Genomic DNA, 24,124 nt, shown 5'->3' on the forward strand with positions numbered 1-24,124 from the left:
AGCGGCGCAGCCGCGGCGCTGATCGCGAGACGCCGGTTTGCCAGCGACCTGTTTGCGAGCGACCGGTTTGCCAGCAACCTGTTTTCCAGCAAAAAAAGCCGTTCGGTCAATACCGGTGGCTCACTCTGCAACGCTCGCGGGAGGCGCTGGGTCAGCAACCTCAACCAGCACCTCGTTGCGGCGCAGCAGCCCTGGCACGAAGGGGGCATTGTAGCGCGCGAAGATCGGCGCGCCGATCACCGATCGCCCAGACGCAGCAATCGCTGCCAAGAGATCGGCTTCGCGCTCGCGATAGCGGTCCTCGCCCCAGCCGCCGCGATAGCGCTTCGCCGCCATCAGCCGCGGCGGCAGCCGGTGTAACGAGACACGCGCATCGGCCGGTGCCGGCAGGTAAGACATCGGATACTCCTTCGGCATCACGAACTGCACCAGCCAATCAGTCTCAGACACCTCGGTGAGCGGCTGTTGATTCACCGGCGCCATCATGGGCAGGTTGCGGCCACCGCTGTTGCCACCTTGGATGTAGTTGACCAAAGGCTCGAAGGCACGCGAACTCGCCTGGTCAAAATCGGCCGACACCCGGACCTGGGCAACATTAAACGGCGCATAGCGGCGCAGCTCGAAGCCATCGCCCTTGGCGACCACCTCGAAATCAGGCTCCGGCAGTGAGATCAGCGCAATGGCGATCAGCACCAGCGGGATCAGCGCCGCAATGGCGATCAGCGTTTTGCGTTTCATAGCAAGCCTCGAACTGCCCAATCCGCAGGTTAACCGATGATTCAACCATGTCACCCGCCTCCGCGCGTTGTCCAACGTCAAGCACCAGTGGCGAGACAGCGGCCGCTGGCGTCACGGACTGCTACAATCTATTGTCTTGATTAGCGCCCCCTGAAGTGACCATCCTATCGACCCTCATGAGTACGCTGATGTTCCGAACCATGCCTCCCCGCAAGCGCCCCTCGTTAGGCTCTGCGCTGTGCGCGCTGTTGCTGTTGGCAACAGCAAACGCCGCATTCGCCGAAACCGAGGGCAAGAGCGAGAGCGAGCAGGCGCCGATGACCGGCGACGCCATCTATCGGTACTGCCAGAGCTGCCACGGCGAGCAGGGCGCCGGCGGCGAGGCCGGCAAGTATCCACGCATCGCTGGCCTGCCAGCGGATTACATCGACAAGCAGCTGCATGACTTCAAGGCTCAACGCCGCGTCAACAAGCCGATGATCCCGATCTTCAAGCACCATCGTTTCGATGAGACCGTCATCGACCTGGTCGCTGAGTACATTGCAACGATGCGGCCACCCGAGCTCGCTTTGTGGCCCTACCAACCGAGCGAGGCGGCACTCGCGGATTATGGCTCGAAGCAAGCGCTAGCCAGCGCCGGCGCCGAGCGCTATCAGGCCGACTGCGCGAGCTGCCACGGCGACGATGGGGACGGTAGCCTCGGCAACGGCCCACCACTGATCGATCAGTATCCGGCCTACCTCAGCAAGCAGATCAGCGACTTCGCCGCCGGGCGCCGCGAGCACGCCGCCGCTGAGCAATGCGGAGCACCAGATGCCGCGGAGTCAGAGGCGCTGATCTTCCACCTGGTTGAGCTTGGCAAAGGCTGAGCGGCGGCGAACTTGGAGCCGGCCTATCTCGCATCGACGGCTGAACTTCCTCATTCCGGGCAACCTTGCCGCCCCGACCGGCGGCTACCGCTATGATCGGCGGATCATCGCTGGGCTGCGCGCGCATGGCTGGCAGGTCAATCCGATTACGCTCGATGCCAGTTTTCCTGCGCCGAGCGCCGCAGCACGAGCCGATGCCGCAGCCAAGCTGCAAGCCGTTGCCGACAACGAACGGGTGTTGATCGACGGGCTCGCACTCGGGGTGATACCCGAGATCGTCGAGCAGCAGCAAGCGCGCTTGCGGCTGATCGGGCTGGTGCATCATCCTCTAGCCGATGAGAGCGGGCTCAGCACCGAGTGTAGTCGGGCCTTGCGGGCATCCGAGTCTGCAGCGTTAGCGCTGATGCACGCGCTGGTCGTCACCAGCGGTGCGACCGCTCGCCGGGTGCAAGCCATGGGTCTCGATGCCGCGCAAATCACCGTCATCGAGCCCGGCACCGATCCCGCACCGCTCGCCAAACGCGCCGGGCGCGAGCCTCTGCAACTACTCTGTGTCGGAGCCTTGATCCCGCGCAAGGGTCATCGGTTCTTGATCGAGGCCCTGGCAACGCTGCGCGACCTTGCCTGGCGACTGACGATCATCGGCAGCCTCGAGCAGGATCGCGCCACCGCGCTGAACATCCAGTCTCAAATCCAGACGCTCGGGCTCAGCGAGCGCGTTCTGCTGAGCGGCGAGGTGGATGACAGCAGGCTCGGGGCGGCCTATCAGCAGGCAGACCTGTTCGTGCTGCCAAGCCTGCTCGAAGGCTACGGAATGGCTTTCAGCGAGGCCTTAGCACACGGATTGCCGATCCTTGGCTGCAATGCCGGTGCAGTCGCCGATACGGTGCCGAACACCGCAGGCCTATTGGTCGAGCCCAGGTCGAGCGCCGCACTCGCAGCCGCCCTGCGCCGCCTGCTCAGCAATTCCAGCGAGCGCGCACAACTCGCGGCGGGCGCTGAGCGCGCAAGAGCGCAACGACCGAACTGGCCAAACCAAGCCCAACGGTGGGCGCAATTGCTCGAAAATGTCTGACTTGAAGATATTAGACTTCAGCGCCGACTGGCTGAGGCTGCGCGAAGCCGCCGATGCCCGCGCGAGGGCCGGTCATCTGCTTGACGCACTCATGCTGGCTAAAGCCGACTCGCGGCACACTCCAGAGCGCCGGTTCACCGAGATCCTTGATCTCGGTGCTGGCACCGGCGCCAATCTTCGCTATCTTGCCCCGCGACTGGGCAGCGGGCAGCGCTGGCGCTGTATCGATCAGAATCCGATCTTGCTGGCGCAACTGCCGCACGCCACCGCCGCCTGGGCGGATCGCCATGATGACCAGATCCAAGTCGAGCTGGAGACGGATCGGCTGCGCTTCGCCGGGCCAGGCTGGAGCGGCCAGGCACAGACGGAATTGCGCGATCTTACGTTTGCGCCGGTCTCGGCAGCGGCACAGCAATCAGCACCACAATCGGCACCACAATTGCCTGCACTTCCGTTCACCTTAGCCGCTGGAAGCCTGGTGAGCGCCTCTGCGTTGCTCGATCTGGTCTCCGAAGACTGGCTCAGCACCCTGATCAGCAACTGCCAAAGCGCGGGTTGTGCCCTTCTGTTTGCGCTAAGCTACGATGGACGATCAACGCTGACGCCGGCCAGGCCCGAGGATCAAGCAATCAACGAACGGGTTAACCAACACCAGCGCGGCGACAAAGGTTTCGGTGCGGCCTTGGGGCCAACCGCGCCCGATGCCGCAGAGTCCATGGTGGCCGCTGCGGGTTATTGGTGGCAGAGCGCGAAGAGTGATTGGCAGATCGGCCCGGACAAGCCCGAGCTGCAGAAGGCCCTGATCGCTGGCTGGGTTGAGGCGGCACTCGAGCTTGAGCCGCCCGCACAGGCTTGGCTGTCGGAGTGGCAACGGGCTCGACAGGTGCAGATCGAGACCGGGGAGCTACAGATTCAGGTTGGCCATCGCGATCTCATCGCACTACCGCCCGCGTAGCCAAAAAAACGGCCGCAGCGACGGGGTGTGTATCCGTCGAGGCGGCCGAAGAGGCTTGCTGCCCAGAAACAGTTGAACAGTGACGAGCTGGCTGACTGACGAGAACCGCGTCAGAGAGGGGCTGACTCGCAGCAGGGCTGCTTTAGGAGTCTCCCGGGCTCATTGTTGCGGGATGGCCATTCGATTCAGAGTCGGCTTTAGCCGACGCGCGATCATTATGCGAGACCAGACCAACCAAGAAGCCGCCGCTGAGCACAGCCAGCATCAGACCACCGACCGTTAACGCATCGAAACACATACCACTACCTCCGTTTCGCGCATCGAAGAAAGACAAGGCGGAGTCGGAACCATAGACTCCATCCGTTGTTGCCAGTATCGCCGCAGTCAACAACCAGGGTATTTCAGCATATACTTATGCTGTAACAGTTTGTAACAACGCCGCCAACCACGCAGACGCCCGGAACCGGCCATGAACAGCGACGACGTTAGTACGAAGACGCAGGTGCTCGTGGTAGACGACGATGCCTCGCTGCGTGAATTGCTCGAGAACTACCTGCAGCGCGAAGGCTTTAAGGTCAGCGGCGTCGCGGATGGCGTGGCGATGTTCGAGTGGCTTGGCGAGACTGAGCCGGACATCATCATTCTTGATCTCATGCTGCCCGGTGACGACGGCCTGACGCTCGCGCGCAGGCTTCGCCAGCAGACCCAAGTTCCGATCATCATGCTGTCCGCCCGCGGCGACGAGGTCGACCGGATCGTTGGTTTGGAGGTCGGTGCCGACGATTATCTCGCCAAGCCGTTCAACCCGCGCGAACTGCTGGCGCGGATTCGCGCGGTCCTGCGCAGACCTGCGCAGAGCCATGTCGATGGTAGCGCCGCCGGACAGATCAGCTTTGGGCCCTATCGGCTCGAGCCGGCTAGCCGGCGACTGACGCGCGATGGAGAGAGTGTCTCGCTCACCGGAAGTGAGTTCGATCTCTTGCGCATCTTCGCCGAGCATCCGAATCGGGTGCTTGATCGCGACCGACTGCTAGACCTGCTGAAGGGCTACGAGCGCAACCCGTTCGACCGCAGCGTCGACGTGCAGGTTGCGCGACTGCGTGCCAAGATCGAGCCAGACAAGAAGACGCCCTGTTATATCCGCACCGTCTGGGGGCGCGGCTACATCTTTACGCCGACGGGCGAAGTCTGAGGCGCCCAACGCATGCGCCTGCGGCCTGGCTCACTCTTTGCTCGGGTGCTGCTCACCCTGCTACTGAGCTTTGGCAGCTTCGCGCTGATCACCTTCGGCTCGATGGTCTATTACGTGCTCTACCCGGTGGTGCAGCGCTCCACCGCCGACCTCGCCGCCTTCATGGAGCTTTCCGCGCGTACCCTCTTGTTACTGCCCAGTCAGGCACGGGACGATTATCAGGCTAAGCTCCTCGACGAGTACCAAGTCCGACTGCTGAGTGGCTCAGAGCCTCCACAGAACCTCGACGACTATTTCTACCCCTACGTGGTGCGACTGAGCCAGGCGCTCAGCCTGCGGCTGGATCGACCAGTCCGCATGAAAAGCAACCTCATCGACGGACGCCGCTGGTTCTGGATCGACCTCGAGACCTCGTCCGGCAGGGTCTGGGCCGGCATCCCACGCGACCGTATCGGCACCCGACCCATGATCGGCGTGGTCGTTATCTGCGCGCTAGCGGTGCTCTTGGTCGTACTCACCGCTGCGATCCTGGCACGGCGCGTCACCGCGCCGCTGACCCGGCTGTCACAGGCCGCCGAGGAGGTCGCCAAAGGCCGCTCCCCCGAGCCCCTCGCGGAGACCGGACCGCGAGAGCTCGCCAACTTGGCGCGCCAATTCAACGAGACCAGCCAACAGGTGAGAGAGCTGCTCGCGGATCGCACGGTGCTGCTGTCGGGCATCTCGCATGATCTGCGCACCCCACTCACCCGCCTTCGGCTCGCGCTGGAGATGCTGCCGGACGACACCGATGCGTCACTCAAGGCGAGGATGCGCCGCGATATCGAGGAGATGAGCGCGCAGATCGGCCAGGCCGTCGAGCTCGGCGGCACGCTCGGCGCCGGTGCCCGCGACCCGGAAGACCTGGCCAAGCTCGTCAGCGAGGTCGTCGGACACCGACCACGCATCCTCTGGCGCCCGCTTGGACGCTGTATCCACTCGGTCAACGCCCTCGCCCTTCGGCGCATTCTCGGTAACCTGATCGAAAACGCGCTGCGCTACAGCAATGGCACCGTCGAGGTCCGGCTCGACTGCCGCCACGAGACGCCAGCGCTGTTCGTGCTCGACCGCGGCCCCAGCATCCCCGACGCCGAGCGCGAGGCCGTCTTCCGGCCGTTCTACCGCCTTGAGCGCTCACGCAACCGCAACACCGGCGGCTCCGGCCTCGGCCTCGCCGTTGCCCGCCAGCTCGCCGTCGCCAACGAGATGGAGATCGCGCTTAGCGACCGCGACGGCGGCGGCCTGATCGCAAGCATCCGGCTGCCAGCAGCCCGTGCCGGCGACGATACTGAGCTGGTGCACTGAGCCAGCTGATATCCACAGTTGACGCTCAGGGTTCAGCCCCCTAGATTCGGCACCGAGGCGCCACCGGAATCGGATCGCTAGCCTCAGTCGACAGGGACCATCCAGCACCAGCACTATCACCGTCACTATCAGTACCACGATCACTATCACCATCAACATAAGGCGCCCCAAAGAGGTGTCCGCCAGAGGAGAGCACCATGTTGCAAGCGGGTGACCAAGCCCCCGAGTTCTCATTGCCCGACGCGGACATGGCGCGCGTCAAAAGCACCGACTTACTGCGAGAAAACACCGTCGTCCTCTGCTTCTACCCCAAGGACGACACCCCCGGCTGCACCATGGAAGCGCTCGAGTTCAGTGACCTTCAGCCTGAATTCGAGGCCTGCGGCGCCACTATCGTCGGCATCAGCCGCGACACCTGTGCCAGCCATGGCGCATTTCGAGACAAATATGGCCTGACCATGCGACTCTTGGCTGACACCGACGGCGAGGTCTGCGAGGCCTATGGCGTCTTACGGGAAAAGGAGAAGAACGGGCAACGGCGCCTTGGTATTCTGCGCACCACATTCATCATTGGACGTGACGGAATCATCCAGCACGCGCTGTACGACGTGGTACCAAAAGGCCATGCACGACGGATGCTGGAGATTTTGCAGTTGCGTTGAGCTGTAACTGTCAGTCAGGCCTGGCGTAGCAACGTAACCGGCTCGTTTCTTCGCCATTATTGCAAAACGTCAATGCGCCTGGCAAAGCAATACCCTCCGTGCCGCATGTCATCGGTGTAGCTCACCATAACTGTTCGATTGGTCGCCAGTGCCAACTGAGCCTGGTCCAACATACGGTAAGCTCGGATGTTGTCTGTATACTGACCAGAACAGCTAAAAGTCACCCAGCCATCTCCACAAGTCGGCAGTAAATTCGCAGGATTCACTGACAACAAGGCCATGCAACCTCCATTAGTGTCGTCTGCTTCGACCAATACCCTAAGTACTTGTGCACCTAGCTCAGCCTCCGCTGCTATGGAGTTTTGTTCAAAGCCCATCACGACGATCGTACCGAACAGAAATTTCCGCCATTGAAACTTGAAGCGCATCATTGGTTCCTCAAAAGCTGGAGCAGCACTCAGCAGGCGCCACATCGCGGGCAACATGCTAAGGCTAGCATCTGCGTTGAAGGGTCGGAAGTGATTTTGGGACTTTCGACTCAACGCCAAGACTTATCGGCCAACCCCAACATAGCGAGGGTTAGACACATTTGCCACTTCCTCCGAAATACAACGCGGCGCTCTGGTTCCGTGAATCGAATTTCTGCAAACTAGTCAGATTGAGACAAAACACTCTTATTTGTCGTTGAAGCAATCTATTTTCCTGCTTGCCAAGCGGTTCAATCCATGCACTCGGACATATGTCTACACATTGAGCCATGTCTGTAGAAGTACCGCTTATTGATGACGCCGTGACGATCTAGCGAAAGGTCAGAAGGAAAAATGAGCCGAAGTATAGCTGCGGACTTACATGTCATGACATCAACAGTCGGTACTAAGTGACTGTCCTTTTACTTCCTCCCGATAATCGCCCAACACTGGCTCTCAAATCGGGAAGAAGTTGATGAACATTTCTAAAATAATGTATCCTCAAGGTGGAGTTCCAGCAATGGTAGCTAATGTCCAGGGCATCCTCCGCGCGCGAGCTAAGTTTTCACCAAAATATCTTACTCTGGACCAAGATGGCTAACAGCGGAGATCAGTCTCATCGCAAAACATCTCACTTCCAACGTTGTCACGGCAACGCCTAACGTCGTCAAGTGGAAGCCTAGCAGTGAGCAGTTCGGAATACATTGATATGAGCGTTCGCCCAACCGACACGCTCGATGTCGTTATCGTCAACTTCAATGCTGGTAAAATTCTAACTGAATGCATCACCTCAGTGTTGCGATCAGAGTTAACAACGCGGGTCACCGTTGTCGATAACTTATCGACCGACGGCAGCCTAGGGTTAGTGCGTAAAAAGTACGGACATGACCGCAGATTAGTCGTAAGGTGCGAGCGAAGCAACCTCGGATTTGCCCGCGCCAGCAATCTTGCTGCAGCCGAGGGTTGCGCACCATACATTCTATTTCTCAATCCAGACTGTATCATTTCTACTGGAACATTAGAGCGCCTGGTTCCGTTTATGGAGACCAATCCCCGAATCGGAATGTGTGGTTGTCTTATCCAAGACCCAAGCGGACGCGAACAATCTGCTAGTCGGCGGCTTATACCTGATCCTTGGATCGGTCTCCGACATGTCTTAGCGACTGAAGGTGGGCTGCGGTTATTACCTGGTACAAGAAATCTTGACCTTACAACCGGCCCGATACCATCGGCGCCAATCGAAGTGGAAGCCATCTCAGGCGCATTGATGCTCGTGCGGCGCACGGCCATGGAAGATGTGGGCATGCTCGATGATGGATACTTTTTGCACTGTGAAGACCTTGATTGGTTTGTGAGGTTCCGGCAGCATGGCTGGGCGATTTATTTTATCCCGGATACATACGCAATTCACCACAAAGGGGTTTGCAGTGCGGGACGACCGATGCGCGTAGAGTGGCACAAGCATCGCGGCATGATTCGGTTTTTTCGCAAATTTCAATCTCAAGGTCACTCGGTTTTTTTTAATGGACTCGTAGAATCAGGGATTTGGCTTCATTGTTTACTTGCGATCACACGCACTTTCATTTCCCGCCAAATCCGTATGCTTGTTCGCCGATGATGTCTCTCCAACGATATTATGACAAGTTGAATGGGTCTCGGGCGTTAGTGACCGGAGGGACTGGTCAAATAGGACGACGCTTGGTAACAGCTCTCGTGAAATGCGGTGTTAAGGTTTCGGTGATGACACGTTCTCCGCAGTCAGGGTCAAAAATATTCAACGGCTTGCCGTTAGAGTTTCGTCAAGGTGATGTCACAGAGCCAGCGAACTTGGCTCGCGTACTGAACGGAATTGACATCGTCTTCCATCTCGCGAGTTTTTCTGGTGATTCTACTCGTAAAATAAATCTATACGAAAATTCGGAGCACTGGAAGGTCACAGCATTAGGAACTGAGAACATGGTTAAGGCTGTGCTAGTGTCGAGCTGTCGTTCACTAGTGTATTTTAGTAGCGTCAAGGCAATGGGCGAAGAAGCGGGCGCCCTTGGTTACCCTGACACCGAAACCGCAGCATCCAAACCGGAAACACTTTATGGGCAGGCAAAGCTGGCAGCCGAAAAGGCTATTATTTCAGCAGGATCTCATAGCCAACTGTCGACGACAATCCTCCGTTTGCCAATGGTCTATGGGCTCGAGGGTGCAGGCAACCTCGGGAGTATGATTGACGCAGTCGCACGTCGACATTTTCCGCCGTTCCCAAAAATCTCTAATCGCCGATCTGCGGTACATGCGGATGATGCGATTCAGGCTGCCTTGCGTGCTGCAACGAACCCCCGAGCTTCCGGTAGCTTGTATATAGTCACGGACGGGAAGGGCTATTCAACCCGTTGGATCTATGAACAGATTTGTCTTGGGTTAGGGCGTGACATTCCCAAATGGACTCTGCCGTTCTGGTGCTGGAAGCTAGCAGCGGAACTCGGTAATTTAGCCGAGCGTCGTTTTAGAATTCACAGTCCGCTCACAAGCGATTCGCTCCGCAAACTGTTCGGAGATGCATGGTTTAGTTCGAATCGCATTGAGCAAGAGCTCGGATTCAAACCGCAGTTTGCACTCGACAGCGAAATTGAAACATTGGCTAAGTCCTATCTGGAGAAGCACCGGGCAGATCCAAATGTATAAAGAGGTCCGGTTAGTATCCAGCACCGCGTCGGCAACCCTCTCCCCCGCCAGGTTCCAATCGGTGGCGAGATTTCCCGTTCCCCAGTTCGCAGCGCCATGCGGCTCGTACTCGAAGTCAATGCCGACAACGTACTCAAGCTTCCTGTAGCGATCGGCCAGGAACCCGCAGATCAGCGATCCATGCCTCCTCGCTGTAGTCATCCGTGTTAAGTGAACCCCATAGCGGAGGATCTGAACGTCGATGACCTCGTAACCGGCGCCGAGCGCCGGAATGAGGCTAGTAAAATGGCGATAGCGAAGAGCGTGCTCGCCAGAGCATCGGTTCATGGGTGTGGCCTCTGGTTGCAGCGCTTTGCGCGGGCAGGCTCGGCGCATATCAGGTAAATGAACTGCAGCCTGACCAGCCTAGCGTAGCACCCTTTAGACTACGGACACCTTGCCATTCAATGACTATTCACTAACGTACATAGCGCGTCGCCACCCTGTTCAATCAAGCGTTCTACCACGGTAACACGGTAACCTGCTAGCGACCTCAGCCATGGCTATCCTAGGTGACGATGCCTAGCGGGCGTTCGGCTTACACTGGGTCAGCCAGGCGCAACCGCTCCACGGGTTCACCCTTGATCAAGTGTGACTGCAGGATTTCTTCGAGATCTTCCTTGTCCACGTAGGTGTACCAAACATTGTCTGGGTAGACGACCGCCACCGGCCCCTCGCTGCAACGGTCAAGGCAGCCGGCGGTGTTGATCCGGACCCCACCCTGACCTGCGATCCCTAGCTCCTTGGTGCGTTTCTTCAAGAAGTCGCGCGACGCCTGCGCGTTACACTGCGCGCAGCACTGGCTGCCATCGGCGCGCTCATTGATACACATGAACAGATGATGCTTGTAATAGGACACTATCAACGGCTCCAATCCGAACAAAGGAAGACACGAGCGGCGCTCGCGCCAAGGTTAGAGCGTGCGGCTAACGCGTCGAAATCGCAACGTACGTGCCTGCAAAATCATGGGCGCCCATGAGCGAGTCCGCTCAGCTCGAGCCAGTCCGATGGCCAACAGGTGCCGCCGAGCCAGAGATCGCCGACCTGCTGAGCCTGGCCGACCAGTGCGTTAAGTGCGGCTACTGCCTGCCCCATTGCCCGACCTTCAAATTCGCGCATGACGAAGGTGAGTCGCCACGGGGGCGCATCGCGCTGATTCAGGGTTGGCTGAGCGGCGCGATCGACGATGGACCAAGAGTGCAGTTTCACCTGGATCAATGCCTAGAATGCCGGGCGTGCGAGCCAAATTGCCCGTCGCTGGTGCGCTATGGAACGCTGATGGACGGCGCTCGTGCAGTACGCGAGCAACGCCGCTCAATCTGGCAACGCGGGCTGCGGCGAGTCAGGCTTGGGCTGCTAACCCGGCCGCTTGGGCTGCGTCTCGTCGCCGTGATTGGCATCGGCTATCGGTGGCTGCGGCTGCCGCAGTGGCTTATCGTGCGCGCCTCGACCTACTGGCCAGCCATTCAAGTCTTACACCCGTTGGCGCGCGCGTTGCGCTGGCCGCGGAAGCACATCCCGATGGGCATTAGCGTTGATCGCAGCGCACAAGGCTTAATGCCGGGTTCATTATCAAGGTCTAACTTGAGCCGAATATCCAATCCAGCCTCAGGGCACGCGCGCACTGTCCGATCGTCAGGAGGGAAAGCCAGTCCAGCTCCCGCGCTCTTTCGTGGCTGTATCGCGCGGCTGACTGATCAACCGCTAGAGGCTGCGGCACTGCGGCTGCTGACCCGTCTCGGCTACCCACCCGTCGTGCCGGACGAGCAGGGCTGTTGCGGTGCCATCCACCGTCATAACGGTTATCCCGCTGACGCTGATCAGTTGGTCGCCGTCAATACCCAAGCCTTCGCTGGGCGGCCGGTGATTGGACTCGCGAGTGCCTGTGTCGCCGAACTGCAAGAGCAGGGTCAGGTCAACGCCATTGAGGTCTGCCGTTTCCTGCTCGATCACCCTTGGCCGGTCGAGGCCAGACTGCAGCCATTACCGCTAACCGTTGCTGTGCATGAGCCTTGCTCGCATCGCAATCAGTTGCGTGATCAGGGTGCCGTCTATGCATTGCTCAGACGCATCCCCGAACTCTCTGTGGCCTCATTGCCTGGAAACGACACTTGCTGTGGTGCTGCGGGAACCTATCTCATCGAACATCCGGAGTTTGCGCTCGCCTTGGCCGCGCCGAAGGTTGACGCACTCCAAGCGATCAAGCCGGACTACTTAGTCACCACCAACACCGGATGCGCGTTACACCTCGCTGCTCGCTTACGCAGTGCTGGCCTTAAAACCGAGGTCCTGCATCCGATTCAGCTCATCGAGCGGCAGCTCATCATCTAACCGTCACCCAGACAGACTCACCTATGAACAACCGAGACTACAGCCCGATCGATCGCGCCCTGATCGGCATGGATCAAACGCTACGCACCCTCTTTGGCCGTCCGGCCGTAACCGAGCGCGTCAATCCGGGTAAGAAGCTACCTGAGGTGGAGCTCACTGACGAGGAACGTCTGCATATCGGGCGCCTGATGCGCGTCAACCATACCGGCGAGGTCTGCGCACAGGCACTCTATCAGGGGCAAGCATTGACCGCCCGTGATCACTCTGTTCGCGAACGATTAGAGCGCTCGGCACAGGAGGAGAATGACCATCTGGCCTGGTGCGAAGAGCGTATGCAGGAGCTTGGCGCCCGCAAGAGCCTGTTCAATCCACTTTGGTATGCGGGTTCGTTCGCCATGGGAACCGCAGCAGGGATTGCCGGGGACAAATGGAGCCTAGGCTTCGTCGTCGAGACTGAGCGCCAAGTCGAGGACCATCTCGATGAGCATATCGCCCAGGTCCCGGCCGATGACCACCGGACGCGAGCCGTACTCGATCAGATGAAGCTCGACGAAGCCCACCACGCACAGGTGGCCAAAGGCGCTGGTGGTGCCGAGCTGCCAGAGCCCGTCAAGCTGGCGATGCGCGCCATCTCAAAGGTCATGACGCGCGGCGCCTACTGGATTTAGCCGCGCGCCGAGTCTCTCAGCAGCTCGGCGACTTCCAGGTCGCAATCTCACGCGAGAGGTTGCGGCCATAAAAGATCTCCATCATCTCGCGCCTGACCAAGCGCTCGATGCGCTGCTGCTCCTTCTCTGATAGATCGCAGGCCGTGACACAGAACAGATAGTCGTTCAGATCGAAGTGGTTGACGACCATCTTGGTGTGGAACAGATTCTCCTGATAAACGTTCACGTCGATCATCTGGAATCGATCCTTGGTGTCGCGTGAGAGATAGTTCTGGATCGAGCTGATGTTGTGATCGATGAAGTGCTTACGGCCGCCAACATCGCGCGTGAAGCCACGCACGCGGTAATCCATGATGACGATATCCGACTCGAGCGCGTGAATCAGATAGTTCAGCGCCTTCAGCGGTGAGATCAGGCCACAAGTCGAGACGTCGATATCGGCGCGAAAGGTGCTGATCCCGCTATGTGGATTGCTCTCGGGATAGGTATGCACGGTGATGTGGCTCTTATCGAGATGGCCCACGACGGCATCTGGAAAGGGTCCAGGAGTCGCGGTATTCGAGAGCGTTTCTTCGCGCACTGCCTCTTCGGCAATCAACATGGTGACCGAAGCACCCTGGGGCTCGTAGTCTTGGCGTGCGATGTTGAGCACGTTGGCGCCGATAATGTTGGCGACATCGGTCAGGATGGTCGTCAGCCGCTCGGCGTTGTAAGCCTCGTCAATGTACTCCAGATAGGCATTGCGCTGCTCAGCCGAGCTGGCGTAGCAGACATCGTAGATATTGAAGCTCAAAGACTTGGTCAGATTATTGAATCCTTCCAGCTTTAAGCGTTTTTTTTGCTTCGGCATGTCAGTTCCGGAACCGCGGGCGCGAAAGATTACGCCGGGCTGTGGCGGGTTGCAAGCTTGGGTCTCGCAAGCATGATCAGCGCTCGCGAATGGAGACGCTTAACCTTCGGGCTCGCGCAGCTCAAAGTCATGCGTGACCGTCGCCATCGCGCCGAGCATGATCGAGGCCGAACAGTACTTGGTCGCACTCAGCTCGACGGCGCGCGCGACGCGTGTCTCACTCAGGGCTCGGCCAGTGACGATAAAGTGCACATGGATGCGCGTAAAGACCTTTGGATCGCTCGTGCTCCGCTCTGCGGTCAGCTCGACAACGCAATCGGTGACGGCTTGACGCGCCTTGCGCAGGATCAACAAGACATCGAACTGCGTGCAACCTCCCAGACCAAGCAACAACATCTCCATCGGCCGCGGCCCAAGATTGCGCCCCCCAGCCTCGGGTGGACCGTCCATGACCAGCGCATGGCCGCTGGAAGATTCGCCAAGCATCGCGGTCCCCTCAACCCACTTGACTCGTGCCTTCATTGCCCCTCCAATCGAGATAACGCTCGGCTGCATGATGGACGCGAAGCCTAGCATGAATCGCGCATGGGCCAAGACTTGCTAGACTCAGGCAATCCACCGCCACGTTAGAGTTGAATCGATGCTGAGTAAGCCGCCGCAAGAGCCTACGTGGCTCAAGCCGTTCTTGATCCACTGCCATACCAAGCACTACGACAAGCATATCGACTTCATCCGCCGCGGCGAACCGGCTGAGAGCCTCTACTATCTGATCGATGGGTCCGTCACAGCACTAATCGAAGACGATGAGCGTCATGAGCTGACCTTGGCTTACATCAACAAGGGTGAATTCGTCGGCGAGATGGGGCTTTTCCAATCGCTAACCTCGCGCAGCGTAATCGTTCGTACGCGAGAGCCTTGCACCATTGCCGAGATCAGCTACGCGCGCATGCAACAGTTGCTGGAGCGAGAACTGAGCGAGCACGCGCTTGGGCTCATGTTTGCAATCGGCGGCCAGCTCGCTCAGCGCCTCAAGCAAACCAGCCGGCAGGTCGGCGACCTCGCCTTTCTCGACGTGACAGGCCGTATCGCTGGCGCCCTGCTAGAGCTGTGCAAGCAGCCCGATGCCATGACTCATCCCGATGGGATGCAGATCAAGATTACCCGTCAGGACCTCGGCCGCATGGTCGGTTGTTCGCGAGAGATGGCCGGTCGGGTGTTGAAGAACCTCGAAGAAAAGGGCCACATCAGTGTCGCCGGAAAGACCATCGTCGTGTTCGGTACGCGCTGATGCGTCTGTATTAGCTGCTTCCGGCGAAGAGCGCGGCGAGCATCTGTCCCGGATCATCACTACGCATCAAAGACTCGCCAACCAGGAAAGCATTAACCGCGTTTGCGCGCATCAACGCCACATCCTCTTGAGTCTGGATGCCGCTCTCGGTGATCAGGAGCCGGTCTGGCGGCACCCGAGGTCTCAGGCTCAGGGTGGTTTGTAGGTCGACCTCAAAGCTGCGCAGATCACGGTTGTTGATGCCGAGCAAGCGGCTTGGTACGGCTAGCGCCCGCTCCAGCTCGTCCGCGTCATGGACTTCAATCAGCACATCGAGGCTGAGATCCCCCGCCAACCTGGCCAGCCGGCTGAGGGCGTGATCATCAAGACAGGCCGCGATCAGCAGAACGCAATCAGCGCCGAGCGCGCGTGACTCAAGCACCTGATACGGATCGATGACGAAGTCCTTTCGGATCACTGGCAATGCGCAGGCCGCGCGCGCCTCGATGAGGTGCTGGTCGTCACCTTGAAAGAAGTCGCGATCGGTGAGCACTGACAGGCAAGTCGCGCCGCCATGCACATAGGAGCGCGCAATCTCGGCGGGATCGAAATCCTCCCGAATCAGCCCTTTGCTCGGGCTCGCGCGCTTGATCTCAGCGATCACCGCCGCAGCGCCAGCGGCGGCACGGCGGTGCAACGCATCGGCGAAGCCACGTGTTGGGCGTGCATCAGCCGCGCGTATTTCGAGGGCGCGGCTCGAGATGCGCTGCTTGCGCTCAGCCACCTCTACTTGCTTACGGGTGACAATGCGCTTGAGGATGTCCGGAATCTCGGTCATAGCAGCTTGGCCAAGGCGATCAGGGCATCGAATCGGTCCCGCGCGACACCATTGGCGATGACCTCGTCAGCCAGCCCAATGCCAGCGGCAAAGTTATCGACAACGTCGGCCGCATAGATTGCAGCTCCCGCATTGAGGACAACGATATCGCGTGCTGGGCCGGCCTGATTGTCGAGCACCGCCGTCAGCAGGCTCAGGCTTTGCGTCGGATCTTCAACCCGAATCGCATCGAGCGAAGCTCGCTCAAGACCAAAATCCTCAGGTGCGACACTGTAACGAGTGATCACACCGTCCTTCAGTTCAGCAACATCGGTGCGCTCTGCGATGCTGATCTCGTCGAGTCCATCCCGGGCATGCACGACCAAGACATGTGTCGCGCCCAATCGCTGTAAGACCTCGGCTAAGGGTAGCAGCAGGTCTTGTGAATAGACACCTAGGACCTGATGACGAACACCTGCTGGATTGGTGAGCGGCCCGAGAATATTGAAGAGGGTGCGGATACCGAGCTCACGGCGTGGACCGATCGCATGTTTCATCGCGCCATGATGCGCCGGTGCAAACATAAAGCCCACGCCGACTTCTCGCACGCAATGTGCCACCTGCTCAGGACTGAGATCGAGGCGGAGCCCCGCGGCCTCTAGGACATCGGCGGCACCGGATTTCGAGGACACTGAGCGGTTGCCATGCTTGGCAACATGACAGCCCGCCGCTGCGGCAACGAAAATGCTGGTCGTGGACACATTGAAGGTGCTCGAGGCGTCGCCACCGGTGCCGACGATGTCGACCGTATGTTCAAGCGCGCCAAGGTCAACGCCGCTCGCCAGCTTTCGCATCACGGCGGCGGCGGCGGCAATCTCGGTGACGGTCTCACCTTTTAGGCGCAAGGCGACCAGCAAGCCGGCCACCTGGGCTGGGGTCGCCTGGCCAGTCATGATGGCATCCATCGCCACGGTCATGGTCTCGCCATCGAGGTCGTGCCCATCAACCACCTGCGCGATTGCAGACTTGATATCCATCGCTGTATTGACGCTGGTCATCAGTAGGTCAAGAGCTTCGGCAGTGACTTTGCTTGATCAACCCAAGCGTCCACCTGAGCGACCGTCGGCGGGCGTTGGCACAGCTGCATCGCTGCGTTGGTCTCGAGCAGTTTGGCATGCAGATTCTCGGGCTTACGCGTTGCGAGCTCCTTGACTGTGTCGACACCGGCGTTCTCGAGAAGGTCTGAATACACGCCTGACACGCCCTTAACCCGCGCCAGATCGGCCCGGTTCGCCAGCTCTAGGATGGTTGAAACATCGCTGCTGCAGCGCTCGGCCAGTTGCTTGCGCTGGCTCGGCGTGGCGGCTGCGGCGACGAAAGAGTCATTATCGATTACGCCCTCTGCTGCTAAGGTCTCGATCAAGCTCGTCGTCGCACCACGGAGGTCTTTCAATGGTGTTGTCATCGCTGCTGGGTCTCCTCAGTTACCGTGAAACAAGCGCCTCATCATCCGGGGTGGAGATGCGCTATGTCCGTTAACGTGAATCTCACGCGATTCATTGTCCGGGGTTGTGCCGCGCCATATGAGCGTTAGAGCCGACAGCGGGCTAGGATAAACCATTCGAGGCCCACACGCGGGTTGACAGCACGGCCGAAGCTTCGCAGCATCCGCATACCGAGACTTGATCACCGACGCAAAACCGATGCTGCCCAGACTAACCGCGCTGCAATGGATAATCCTCTTCGTTGTATTCTTTTTCTATGGATTTTCGGTCTTTGCGCTCACCCGAGACTACTACCTGCGGCACCCACCGCGCAGTTTGCCAAATCCTCAGAACTCCCAGCAGGCGCCTAACGACCAAAACAGCGCCCTCGGCGAGCGAATGCGACAGGCGTTGAGTGGGGAGCCAGAGGACGCTCAGGCTCAGATCGATATCAGCTCCACCGACACGGATGCTTTGGGCCATGCAGCGGATCGTCTGTTTGCCGCGCGGCGGTTCGTTGAAGCCATCCCGATCTACCAGCGGGTCCTCGAGCTGCAGCCAGAGGATGCCGAAACCCACAACGACCTCGGGCTTGCATTGCATTATGTCGGCCGTGCGCAGGATGCGATCAGCACCTTAAAACAGGGTACCGAGTTGGCGCCGGATTTCCAACGCATCTGGCTGAGCCTCGGGTTCGTTGCTTTACAAAACGGTGAACCTGCTCTGGCACGCGATGCACTGCAACGTGCGCTGGCCCTTGACCCTGATACCGATATTGCTGACGAAGCCACCCGCCTGCTTGGGTTGATGGATGCAGCAGAGACTAAGCCCTAAAACGATTTCAGCCAGACCTCCTCTCGTTCTTGCCCTAGTGGTCTCTTCCGTTGATATCGGCGTCATTTCCCGATACAGAACTCACTAAAGATGCGACCAAGCAGATCGTCGGAGCTGATCTCACCGGTGATCTCGCCCAATGCGTACTGGGCAAGCCGCAGATCCTCAGCGATCAGTTCCGGTCCAGGACACCTGTGCCCACTCTGCTCAGCCCAGGCCTGTTGAGCCTGTTTGAGATGCTTTAAGCCCTGCCGCAACGCCTCAACATGCCGGCGCCGCGCAGAGAATTCGCCGGCATCAGCTCCGCGGTAGCCGGCAATGGTCTTGAGATGGGAGCGGAGATCATCGAGGCCAGCGCCGGTTTTGGCTGAGCAGGCCAGCTCGGTATGGCCTTCAGGCGTTATCGCCTTGCCGGTCGGCCTGCCGCTGCGATCGATCTTGTTACGGAGGATAGTCACCGGGACCCCTGGGTCCAATTCAAGCTCGGCGAGGTGGGCTTGCACGGAGCTGTCTGGGCGTTGCGCCTGGTCGTCAATGATCAGCAGAAGGTGATCCGCCTGCTGAATCTGGACGCGCGCGCGACGAATCCCTTCTTGCTCTACCAGATCAGTCGACGGCCGCAGCCCGGCGGTATCCACCAACCGAATCGGGAGGCCGTCGATCTGGATTTCAGCGCGCAGCAGATCGCGGGTGGTACCGGGTATCTCGGTGACGATTGCTGCGTCAGTACCGGCGAGCGCATTGAGCAAGCTCGATTTTCCGGCATTGGGCGCGCCGGCAATCACCACGAGGAGGCCATCGCGGATCAACTCACCTTGTTGCGAGCTTGCCCGCAAGGTCTCAGTGGCAGCGATCAAGGTGGCGAAATCGGTGTCGGCGATCGGTAGCGCATCGAGCTCGTCGTCTGGGAAATCGAGGGCAGCCTCAATCAGTGCGCGCAGTCGGGTCAGTTGCTCGACGAGGGCGTTAACCCGACGGGAGAACACTCCTTGGAGGCTCCGCGTCGCTAGCCGAACTTGAGTCGCGGTACCGGCCTGAATCAGGTCGGCGATCGCCTCCGCCTGCGCAAGATCCAGCTTCCCATTAAGAAACGCGCGCTCGCTGAACTCACCTGGCCGTGCTGGGCGTGCGCCCAAGTCGAGCGCGCGTGCGAGGAGGAGATCGAGCACGATCGGCCCACCATGGCCCTGCAGCTCGAGCAGATTCTCACCGGTGAACGAGTGGGGCGCGGGGAACCAGAGTGCCACACCTTGATCGATCGCTTCGCCTTGTGCATCGACGAAGCGACGAAGTGTTGCCAGGCGCGGCTGCGGCACAGATCCGATCAGATGCTCGGCGATGCGCCCGGCAGCAGGTCCTGAGATGCGCAGAATACCAATGGCTCCGACGCCCGGAGCAGTAGCCACCGCCGCGATCGTGTCAGGTGCACTGGATGCCAGTGGCTTGCCCGCTAATGACGAGGGCGCTCTGTCCGATCCTGGCATCCCGAGCCTTCGCCGAAAATCACTTCGACTTCTTCGAACTGTGACCCCCGCCCTGGCTGGCGGCCTGCTCAACCTTCCGAGTGATGTACCACTGCTGGGAGATCGAGAGCAGGTTATTGGTCACCCAGTACAGCACCAAACCGGACGGGAAAAAGGCGAAGAATACCGTGAATACAAACGGCAAGGCCATGAAGATCTTCGCCTGCATCGGATCTGGCGGTGGCGGATTGAGCTTCTGCTGCACGAACATGGAGACGCCCATGATCAGCGGCAGGATATACAACGGATCAGGCTCGGTGAGATTATCGAGCCAGAGGATGAAGGGAGCGTGACGCAGCTCGACACTCTCGAGCAGTACCCAGTAGAGCGCGATGAAGACCGGGATCTGTACCAAGATCGGCAAACAACCGCCGAGCGGATTGATCTTCTCCTTCTTGTACAGCTCCATGAACGCCTGGTTCAGCTTCTCCTTATCGTCCCCATAGCGATCCTTAAGCGCCTGAATGCGCGGCGTCATCTTGCGCATATTGGCCATCGACTTATAACTGGTCTCAGACAGCTTGTAGAACGCCGCCTTGATCAGGATGGTCAAGATGATGATCGCCCAACCCCAGTTACCTACCACCGAGTGAATGGCGTTGAGTAGCCAGAAGATCGGCTCGGCGAGGATGGTGAGCCAGCCATAGTCGACGGCCAGCTCGAGGCCGGGCGCGATCTCAGCAAGCCGATCCTGCAACTTCGGGCCGGCGAACAGCTGGCTCTCAAAGGTATGGCTGGCACCGGCAGGGATGGTGATCGCGGGCGAATAGGTGCCGATGATGTAGCGACTATCGCCGTCGATGGCCTTGGTGTAAAAGGTTTCTTCGATACCCGTTGGCGGTATCCAGGCCGCCATGAAGTAATGCTGGATCATCGCCACCCAACCATCGGTGATGGTCAAATCCAGCGGCCGCTTCGACATGTCGGCGAAGGATTCCTTCTTATACTTGACCTCAGGGCCGTAGTAGACGCCACCGGTGTAGGTATGGATAAAGCTCGACTTGGCGGGATCGTAGAGCTCAGTGCGCTGCAGCTGCTCGTAGTCGCGTACCGCAATCGGCGCATCAGTACTGTTGATGATCTCTTGGCTGGCATGCACCAAGAAGCGGCTACGCTCGAAGCGATAGCGCTTCACCACTTGAATGCCAGCGTCGTTCTGCCAGAACAACTCGACCAACAGTTCGTTGTCACCTTCGGTCAAACTGTAGCGCTGCTGTGCTGGCGTGAACACCGCCTCATGGGTCGGTAGATCGTTATCCGGTCCACCAAGCAGCCCAGACTGGACAATAAAGAGGTTTGGGGTTGTCGCTTTCAGCAGCTGAAAGGGCTTGCTTGGGTCATCCGCGTTCTGCTTATAGTCCAACAGGTACAGCGCCTGAATGGTTCCGCCCTGTGGCGAGATCTCAGCGCGGAGCACATCCGTCTCGACAACGATGGGCCCTGCAGCAAGCGCGGATTCAGCCTCCTGGTCGGCGGCGAATGCTCCCGGTACTGCATTCACCGTTGGCGCGCCGACAGCGGGTGCATCCGGCGCATCGGCCGGCGAGCCTCCATTAGCCCGCTCAGCGGCGGAACTGCCCGCGAAGGTCTCCGTTTCAGTCGACGCAATGGGTGGCGTACTGTAGTCCTCGACCCAGGCCTGATAGATCAGAAACAGGACGAAGGCGAGAGCCAAGATCAAGATCAGGCGCATGTTTTCCATGAGGGGGAGTCGACTTGCGCTAGCGGTTAGTGGGTGTAGGAGGAGCAGACTGCGCGTCTTGCACGGCCGACTTGTTTGCAGGCGGAACCGGATCAACGCCTCCCGGATGCCAAGGGTGGCATCTGAGCAAGCGTCGAATCCCAAGCCAAACGCCGCGCATCACGCCGTGCTGCTCAACGGCCTCGATCGCATATTGCGAGCAAGTTGGGTAGAAGCGACAGTGATTGCCGATCAACGGACTCAAGAACAATTGATAGGCCCGAATCGAGCCGCGTACTAGTCGATTAACGATCATCGCCGCTGAAAGCGCTTCCAGTGCTTGGCGAGTGAAGCGTTCAGCGTCGCGTTGTCCGCATCGACAGCAGCACGGCGGCAGAGCACGACGAAGTCAGCGAACTCCAGCGAGCCTCGAGCATGACGGAAGCTTTCACGAATCACGCGCTTGATCCGATTGCGAGCAACTGCCCGCGGAGCACAGCGTTTGGCAATGGCGAGACCGAGCCGTGCAGTCTGAGCCATTTCACAACCAGGCGGCCTGCGGCCCAACACCGTGAAGTACAGATCACTTGAACGGCGCGGCTCAGCAAACACCCAGTCAAAATGACGTGACGTGCGCAATCGAACCGCATGCGGGAAACCAAGCCCTGAAGCTCGTCCACTGGGCACGGCAACAGTTGCATCGTCTGTGCTGTCTCGCGGTTGACAGGCCAACAAGACTAAGGGGTCAACCGCGCCCGGCCTTTCGCGCGCCGCGCCTGCAACACTTTGCGGCCATTACGGGTGGCATTGCGCGCTCGGAAGCCGTGCGTCCGCGCTCGCTTCAAACGACTGGGTTTAAAGGTCTGTTTCACGAAGAAGTCTCCACGGATGTGACCTGCAGCTGTACGCAGCTATAAGGTCGAACGATGATGGTCAGCCGTTTGCGTCGGCGCTCACCGATTGACAGACCAGGCAACGCTAAGCGCTGAGTCTGACCGATCGGTCCACCTTATATAAGGTTGAGGATGCCGGGGCTACTTGTGCCGCGAGCGCTAGGCAATCCAAGCGAACCCGCAGAGCATGACCGCCCATATTAGAACGAGGGTGGACTCGGGTCAACGTCTTCGCTGAGATCATTGCACAGTCTTGTTCGCGAGTCGGGCTGTGGATAAGTCGTCATCAGGGGTCTAGACTGGCGGATCGCAGTGGCTGCGATATCAGCTGCTCAACTAGAAACGTACTTACGAGGGGATCGGCGATGCCGAAGCTCTGGGACCAGTGTACGAGCCTGCTCAGGCAGGATCTCACTGACTCTGAATTCAATACCTGGATCATGCCGTTACAGGCCAGCGAGGAGGGCGAACGCCTAAGGCTCTTCGCACCCAACCGCTTCGTCAAAGACTGGGTCAAGCAGCATTACGAGACGCAGATTGCTTCGCTCTGCCGGGGTGTCAGCGAGGGCCGGGTCAAGCAAGTGAGCTTCGAGATCGGGGCCCTGCGTAAGCAGGAGAACGGTGCATCGGCTGTGCTGAGCAGCAACGAGGCGGCCGACAATCTCGTCCTGGAGCAACGGCGCGCGGAAGCCTGCCTGAACCGAGCATTTAACTTCGACACCTTTGTTGAGGGTAAGTCGAACCAGATCGCCCGTGCTGCGTCGATCCAGATCGGGCAAAACCCCGGCACCGCCTACAACCCGCTTTTCGTCTATGGCGGCGTCGGCTTAGGCAAGACCCATCTGATGCATGCCATCGGGAACGCCATCCTCGAGGCCAATCCCTCGTCTCGAGTGGTCTACGTACACTCCGAGCGATTCGTCTCGGACATGATTCGGGCGCTTCAGCACAACGAGATCGACAAGTTCAAGCGACTCTATCGTCGCGTCAATGTCCTCCTGATCGACGACGTTCAGTTCTTTGCTGGCAAGGACCGCTCGCAGGAGGAGTTTTTTCATACCTTCAACGCCCTGTTCGAGGCGCAGCAGCAGATCGTGCTGTCGAGCGATCGCTTTCCGAAGGAGGTCAGTGGGCTTGAGGAGCGGTTGCGCTCGCGCTTCGGCTGGGGGCTGACGGTGGCGATTGAGCCACCAGACCTTGAGACCCGAGTCGCGATCCTGAACAGCAAGGCCACATTCATCGGAGCCGACCTGCCGGAGGACGTTGCGTTTTTCGTCGCTAAACGCGTGCGCTCTAACATCCGTGAGCTTGAGGGCGCATTGCGTCGGCTGGCAGCCAACTCGCGATTCCTTGGGGTGCCGGTTACGGTCGAGTTCGCTAAAGATGCGTTACGCGACATGCTGGTCGCGCAAGACAAACAGGTCTCGATCGAGAATATTCAGAAGGCGGTAGCCTCCCACTACAAGATACGCGTCAGCGATCTACTGTCATCCAGCCGATCTCGCTCGGTCGCTCGCCCCAGGCAGGTCGCGATGACGTTGGCCAAAGAGCTCACCAAGCATAGCCTGCCCGAGATCGGCAAGGCCTTCGGTGGACGCGACCACAGCACGGTGATCCATGCAGCACGCAAGATCGCTGAGCTGCGCGCAGGCGACACCATGATCGAGGAAGACTACAAGATCCTGTTGAGAACCCTGCAGAACTAACTGTGGGTAAGCTGTGTGCTGGTTTTTGAGCCGAGTCTGTCCACAGGTCACTCACA

Annotated in this window: 26 protein-coding genes; 13 read left to right on the forward strand and 13 right to left on the reverse strand. The window is 59.3% G+C overall.

Annotated elements, in window-relative coordinates:
• Positions 1-120 precede the first annotated feature (120 nt).
• Positions 121-738, reverse strand: a complete 618-nt coding sequence (locus CKO42_RS10300) for an SOUL family heme-binding protein (RefSeq protein ID WP_200243219.1) — start codon at positions 736-738, stop codon at positions 121-123.
• 188 nt (positions 739-926) lie between these two features.
• Here CKO42_RS10300 and CKO42_RS10305 point away from each other — a divergent pair, with 188 nt between their 5' ends.
• The 6 genes from CKO42_RS10305 (at position 927) to CKO42_RS10330 (ending at position 6,832) form a co-directional block, all read left to right on the forward strand.
• Entirely contained in the window at positions 927-1,607 is a 681-nt protein-coding gene (locus CKO42_RS10305; protein WP_200243222.1) for a c-type cytochrome, read from the forward strand.
• Positions 1,588-2,682 (forward strand): glycosyltransferase family 4 protein, encoded by a 1,095-nt coding sequence (locus tag CKO42_RS10310; protein ID WP_242479279.1) that lies wholly within the window; start codon positions 1,588-1,590, stop codon positions 2,680-2,682. The genes CKO42_RS10305 and CKO42_RS10310 overlap by 20 nt, the downstream gene beginning before the upstream one ends.
• A 1-nt stretch (position 2,683) precedes the next feature.
• Positions 2,684-3,637, forward strand: a complete 954-nt coding sequence (locus tag CKO42_RS10315; protein ID WP_200243224.1) for a class I SAM-dependent methyltransferase — start codon at positions 2,684-2,686, stop codon at positions 3,635-3,637.
• 469 nt (positions 3,638-4,106) lie between these two features.
• A complete protein-coding gene (locus tag CKO42_RS10320) occupies positions 4,107-4,829 on the forward strand; it encodes a response regulator (RefSeq protein ID WP_200243227.1) in 723 nt (240 codons plus the stop codon).
• 12 nt (positions 4,830-4,841) lie between these two features.
• The gene (locus CKO42_RS10325; RefSeq protein WP_200243233.1) at positions 4,842-6,170 is read left to right on the forward strand and encodes an ATP-binding protein; all 1,329 of its coding nucleotides are present in this window, start codon (positions 4,842-4,844) and stop codon (positions 6,168-6,170) included.
• Positions 6,171-6,367: 197 nt separating this feature from the next.
• Complete coding sequence (locus tag CKO42_RS10330) at positions 6,368-6,832, forward strand: peroxiredoxin (protein ID WP_200243235.1); 465 nt, start codon at positions 6,368-6,370, stop codon at positions 6,830-6,832.
• Positions 6,833-6,888: 56 nt separating this feature from the next.
• On the opposite strand, the gene CKO42_RS10335 is transcribed toward CKO42_RS10330, so the two are convergent.
• Positions 6,889-7,305 (reverse strand): hypothetical protein, encoded by a 417-nt coding sequence (locus CKO42_RS10335; protein ID WP_200243237.1) that lies wholly within the window; start codon positions 7,303-7,305, stop codon positions 6,889-6,891.
• A gap of 679 nt (positions 7,306-7,984) precedes the next feature.
• Here CKO42_RS10335 and CKO42_RS10340 point away from each other — a divergent pair.
• Both CKO42_RS10340 and CKO42_RS10345 read left to right on the forward strand, forming a co-directional pair.
• Positions 7,985-8,917 carry a glycosyltransferase family 2 protein gene (locus tag CKO42_RS10340; protein WP_338034896.1) on the forward strand — a complete coding sequence of 311 codons (933 nt, stop codon included), beginning with the start codon at positions 7,985-7,987 and terminating at the stop codon, positions 8,915-8,917.
• A complete protein-coding gene (locus tag CKO42_RS10345) occupies positions 8,917-9,975 on the forward strand; it encodes an NAD-dependent epimerase/dehydratase family protein (RefSeq protein ID WP_200243398.1) in 1,059 nt (352 codons plus the stop codon). The genes CKO42_RS10340 and CKO42_RS10345 overlap by 1 nt, the downstream gene beginning before the upstream one ends.
• A 577-nt stretch (positions 9,976-10,552) precedes the next feature.
• On the opposite strand, the gene CKO42_RS10350 is transcribed toward CKO42_RS10345, so the two are convergent.
• Positions 10,553-10,873, reverse strand: a complete 321-nt coding sequence (locus CKO42_RS10350) for a (2Fe-2S) ferredoxin domain-containing protein (RefSeq protein ID WP_200243240.1) — start codon at positions 10,871-10,873, stop codon at positions 10,553-10,555.
• Positions 10,874-10,989: 116 nt separating this feature from the next.
• On the opposite strand from CKO42_RS10350, the gene CKO42_RS10355 reads away from it, so the two are divergent.
• Both CKO42_RS10355 and coq7 read left to right on the forward strand, forming a co-directional pair.
• Positions 10,990-12,345, forward strand: coding sequence for a (Fe-S)-binding protein (locus tag CKO42_RS10355; protein WP_200243242.1), 1,356 nt, complete (start codon positions 10,990-10,992; stop codon positions 12,343-12,345).
• Between the two features lie 23 nt (positions 12,346-12,368).
• Complete coding sequence (gene coq7, locus CKO42_RS10360) at positions 12,369-13,013, forward strand: 2-polyprenyl-3-methyl-6-methoxy-1,4-benzoquinone monooxygenase (protein WP_200243245.1); 645 nt, start codon at positions 12,369-12,371, stop codon at positions 13,011-13,013.
• A 16-nt stretch (positions 13,014-13,029) separates the two neighbouring features.
• Here the strand turns inward: coq7 and speD are convergent, their stop codons facing one another.
• Together speD and CKO42_RS10370 are read right to left on the reverse strand one after the other, a co-directional pair.
• Positions 13,030-13,863 (reverse strand): adenosylmethionine decarboxylase, encoded by an 834-nt coding sequence (gene speD / locus CKO42_RS10365; RefSeq protein WP_200243248.1) that lies wholly within the window; start codon positions 13,861-13,863, stop codon positions 13,030-13,032.
• Positions 13,864-13,962: 99 nt separating this feature from the next.
• The gene (locus tag CKO42_RS10370) at positions 13,963-14,385 is read right to left on the reverse strand and encodes an OsmC family protein (protein ID WP_200243250.1); all 423 of its coding nucleotides are present in this window, start codon (positions 14,383-14,385) and stop codon (positions 13,963-13,965) included.
• 118 nt (positions 14,386-14,503) lie between these two features.
• Here CKO42_RS10370 and crp point away from each other — a divergent pair, with 118 nt between their 5' ends.
• Entirely contained in the window at positions 14,504-15,151 is a 648-nt protein-coding gene (gene crp, locus CKO42_RS10375) for a cAMP-activated global transcriptional regulator CRP (protein WP_200243263.1), read from the forward strand.
• Positions 15,152-15,161: 10 nt separating this feature from the next.
• Here the strand turns inward: crp and trpC are convergent, their stop codons facing one another.
• Genes trpC through CKO42_RS10390 form a run of 3 tightly spaced genes read right to left on the reverse strand, consistent with a single transcriptional unit; the run spans position 15,162 to position 17,412 of the window.
• The gene (gene trpC / locus CKO42_RS10380; protein ID WP_200243265.1) at positions 15,162-15,968 is read right to left on the reverse strand and encodes an indole-3-glycerol phosphate synthase TrpC; all 807 of its coding nucleotides are present in this window, start codon (positions 15,966-15,968) and stop codon (positions 15,162-15,164) included.
• Complete coding sequence (gene trpD / locus CKO42_RS10385; protein ID WP_200243399.1) at positions 15,965-16,984, reverse strand: anthranilate phosphoribosyltransferase; 1,020 nt, start codon at positions 16,982-16,984, stop codon at positions 15,965-15,967. The genes trpC and trpD overlap by 4 nt, the downstream gene beginning before the upstream one ends.
• A 20-nt stretch (positions 16,985-17,004) precedes the next feature.
• Positions 17,005-17,412, reverse strand: a complete 408-nt coding sequence (locus CKO42_RS10390; RefSeq protein WP_200243267.1) for a DUF4332 domain-containing protein — start codon at positions 17,410-17,412, stop codon at positions 17,005-17,007.
• Between the two features lie 238 nt (positions 17,413-17,650).
• Here CKO42_RS10390 and CKO42_RS10395 point away from each other — a divergent pair, with 238 nt between their 5' ends.
• A complete protein-coding gene (locus CKO42_RS10395; RefSeq protein ID WP_242479281.1) occupies positions 17,651-18,265 on the forward strand; it encodes a tetratricopeptide repeat protein in 615 nt (204 codons plus the stop codon).
• 62 nt (positions 18,266-18,327) lie between these two features.
• Here the strand turns inward: CKO42_RS10395 and mnmE are convergent, their stop codons facing one another.
• From mnmE to rpmH, 5 genes are all read right to left on the reverse strand, one after another.
• Positions 18,328-19,704: a tRNA uridine-5-carboxymethylaminomethyl(34) synthesis GTPase MnmE gene (gene mnmE / locus CKO42_RS10400; protein ID WP_242479292.1), complete on the reverse strand. Its 1,377-nt coding sequence runs from the start codon at positions 19,702-19,704 to the stop codon at positions 18,328-18,330.
• 64 nt (positions 19,705-19,768) lie between these two features.
• Positions 19,769-21,490: a membrane protein insertase YidC gene (gene yidC / locus CKO42_RS10405; protein ID WP_200243271.1), complete on the reverse strand. Its 1,722-nt coding sequence runs from the start codon at positions 21,488-21,490 to the stop codon at positions 19,769-19,771.
• A gap of 19 nt (positions 21,491-21,509) precedes the next feature.
• The gene (gene yidD, locus CKO42_RS10410) at positions 21,510-21,785 is read right to left on the reverse strand and encodes a membrane protein insertion efficiency factor YidD (RefSeq protein WP_200243273.1); all 276 of its coding nucleotides are present in this window, start codon (positions 21,783-21,785) and stop codon (positions 21,510-21,512) included.
• Positions 21,782-22,156 (reverse strand): ribonuclease P protein component, encoded by a 375-nt coding sequence (gene rnpA / locus CKO42_RS10415; RefSeq protein WP_200243275.1) that lies wholly within the window; start codon positions 22,154-22,156, stop codon positions 21,782-21,784. The genes yidD and rnpA overlap by 4 nt, the downstream gene beginning before the upstream one ends.
• A gap of 50 nt (positions 22,157-22,206) precedes the next feature.
• The gene (rpmH, locus tag CKO42_RS27275) at positions 22,207-22,341 is read right to left on the reverse strand and encodes a 50S ribosomal protein L34 (protein ID WP_200243277.1); all 135 of its coding nucleotides are present in this window, start codon (positions 22,339-22,341) and stop codon (positions 22,207-22,209) included.
• Between the two features lie 386 nt (positions 22,342-22,727).
• Between rpmH and dnaA the strand changes: the two genes are divergently transcribed.
• Positions 22,728-24,068: a chromosomal replication initiator protein DnaA gene (gene dnaA / locus CKO42_RS10425; RefSeq protein ID WP_200243289.1), complete on the forward strand. Its 1,341-nt coding sequence runs from the start codon at positions 22,728-22,730 to the stop codon at positions 24,066-24,068.
• Positions 24,069-24,124: the final 56 nt, after the last annotated feature.

This window comes from Lamprobacter modestohalophilus (genome assembly GCF_016583905.1).
GTDB classification, from domain to species: domain Bacteria; phylum Pseudomonadota; class Gammaproteobacteria; order Chromatiales; family Chromatiaceae; genus Lamprobacter; species Lamprobacter modestohalophilus.

Excerpts from the sequence above, each read along its gene's own strand:
- CKO42_RS10300 (WP_200243219.1), bottom strand. The coding sequence starts at position 738 with ATGAAACGCAAAACGCTGATCGCCATTGCGGCGCTGATCCCGCTGGTG.
- CKO42_RS10305 (WP_200243222.1), top strand. The coding sequence starts at position 927 with ATGTTCCGAACCATGCCTCCCCGCAAGCGCCCCTCGTTAGGCTCTGCG.
- CKO42_RS10320 (WP_200243227.1), top strand. The coding sequence starts at position 4,107 with ATGAACAGCGACGACGTTAGTACGAAGACGCAGGTGCTCGTGGTAGAC.
- CKO42_RS10325 (WP_200243233.1), top strand. The coding sequence starts at position 4,842 with ATGCGCCTGCGGCCTGGCTCACTCTTTGCTCGGGTGCTGCTCACCCTG.
- CKO42_RS10330 (WP_200243235.1), top strand. The coding sequence starts at position 6,368 with ATGTTGCAAGCGGGTGACCAAGCCCCCGAGTTCTCATTGCCCGACGCG.
- CKO42_RS10335 (WP_200243237.1), bottom strand. The coding sequence starts at position 7,305 with ATGTGGCGCCTGCTGAGTGCTGCTCCAGCTTTTGAGGAACCAATGATG.
- CKO42_RS10345 (WP_200243398.1), top strand. The coding sequence starts at position 8,917 with ATGTCTCTCCAACGATATTATGACAAGTTGAATGGGTCTCGGGCGTTA.
- CKO42_RS10355 (WP_200243242.1), top strand. The coding sequence starts at position 10,990 with ATGAGCGAGTCCGCTCAGCTCGAGCCAGTCCGATGGCCAACAGGTGCC.
- coq7 (WP_200243245.1), top strand. The coding sequence starts at position 12,369 with ATGAACAACCGAGACTACAGCCCGATCGATCGCGCCCTGATCGGCATG.
- speD (WP_200243248.1), bottom strand. The coding sequence starts at position 13,863 with ATGCCGAAGCAAAAAAAACGCTTAAAGCTGGAAGGATTCAATAATCTG.
- CKO42_RS10370 (WP_200243250.1), bottom strand. The coding sequence starts at position 14,385 with ATGAAGGCACGAGTCAAGTGGGTTGAGGGGACCGCGATGCTTGGCGAA.
- crp (WP_200243263.1), top strand. The coding sequence starts at position 14,504 with ATGCTGAGTAAGCCGCCGCAAGAGCCTACGTGGCTCAAGCCGTTCTTG.
- trpC (WP_200243265.1), bottom strand. The coding sequence starts at position 15,968 with ATGACCGAGATTCCGGACATCCTCAAGCGCATTGTCACCCGTAAGCAA.
- trpD (WP_200243399.1), bottom strand. The coding sequence starts at position 16,984 with ATGGATATCAAGTCTGCAATCGCGCAGGTGGTTGATGGGCACGACCTC.
- CKO42_RS10390 (WP_200243267.1), bottom strand. The coding sequence starts at position 17,412 with ATGACAACACCATTGAAAGACCTCCGTGGTGCGACGACGAGCTTGATC.
- CKO42_RS10395 (WP_242479281.1), top strand. The coding sequence starts at position 17,651 with ATGCTGCCCAGACTAACCGCGCTGCAATGGATAATCCTCTTCGTTGTA.
- yidC (WP_200243271.1), bottom strand. The coding sequence starts at position 21,490 with ATGGAAAACATGCGCCTGATCTTGATCTTGGCTCTCGCCTTCGTCCTG.
- yidD (WP_200243273.1), bottom strand. The coding sequence starts at position 21,785 with ATGATCGTTAATCGACTAGTACGCGGCTCGATTCGGGCCTATCAATTG.
- dnaA (WP_200243289.1), top strand. The coding sequence starts at position 22,728 with ATGCCGAAGCTCTGGGACCAGTGTACGAGCCTGCTCAGGCAGGATCTC.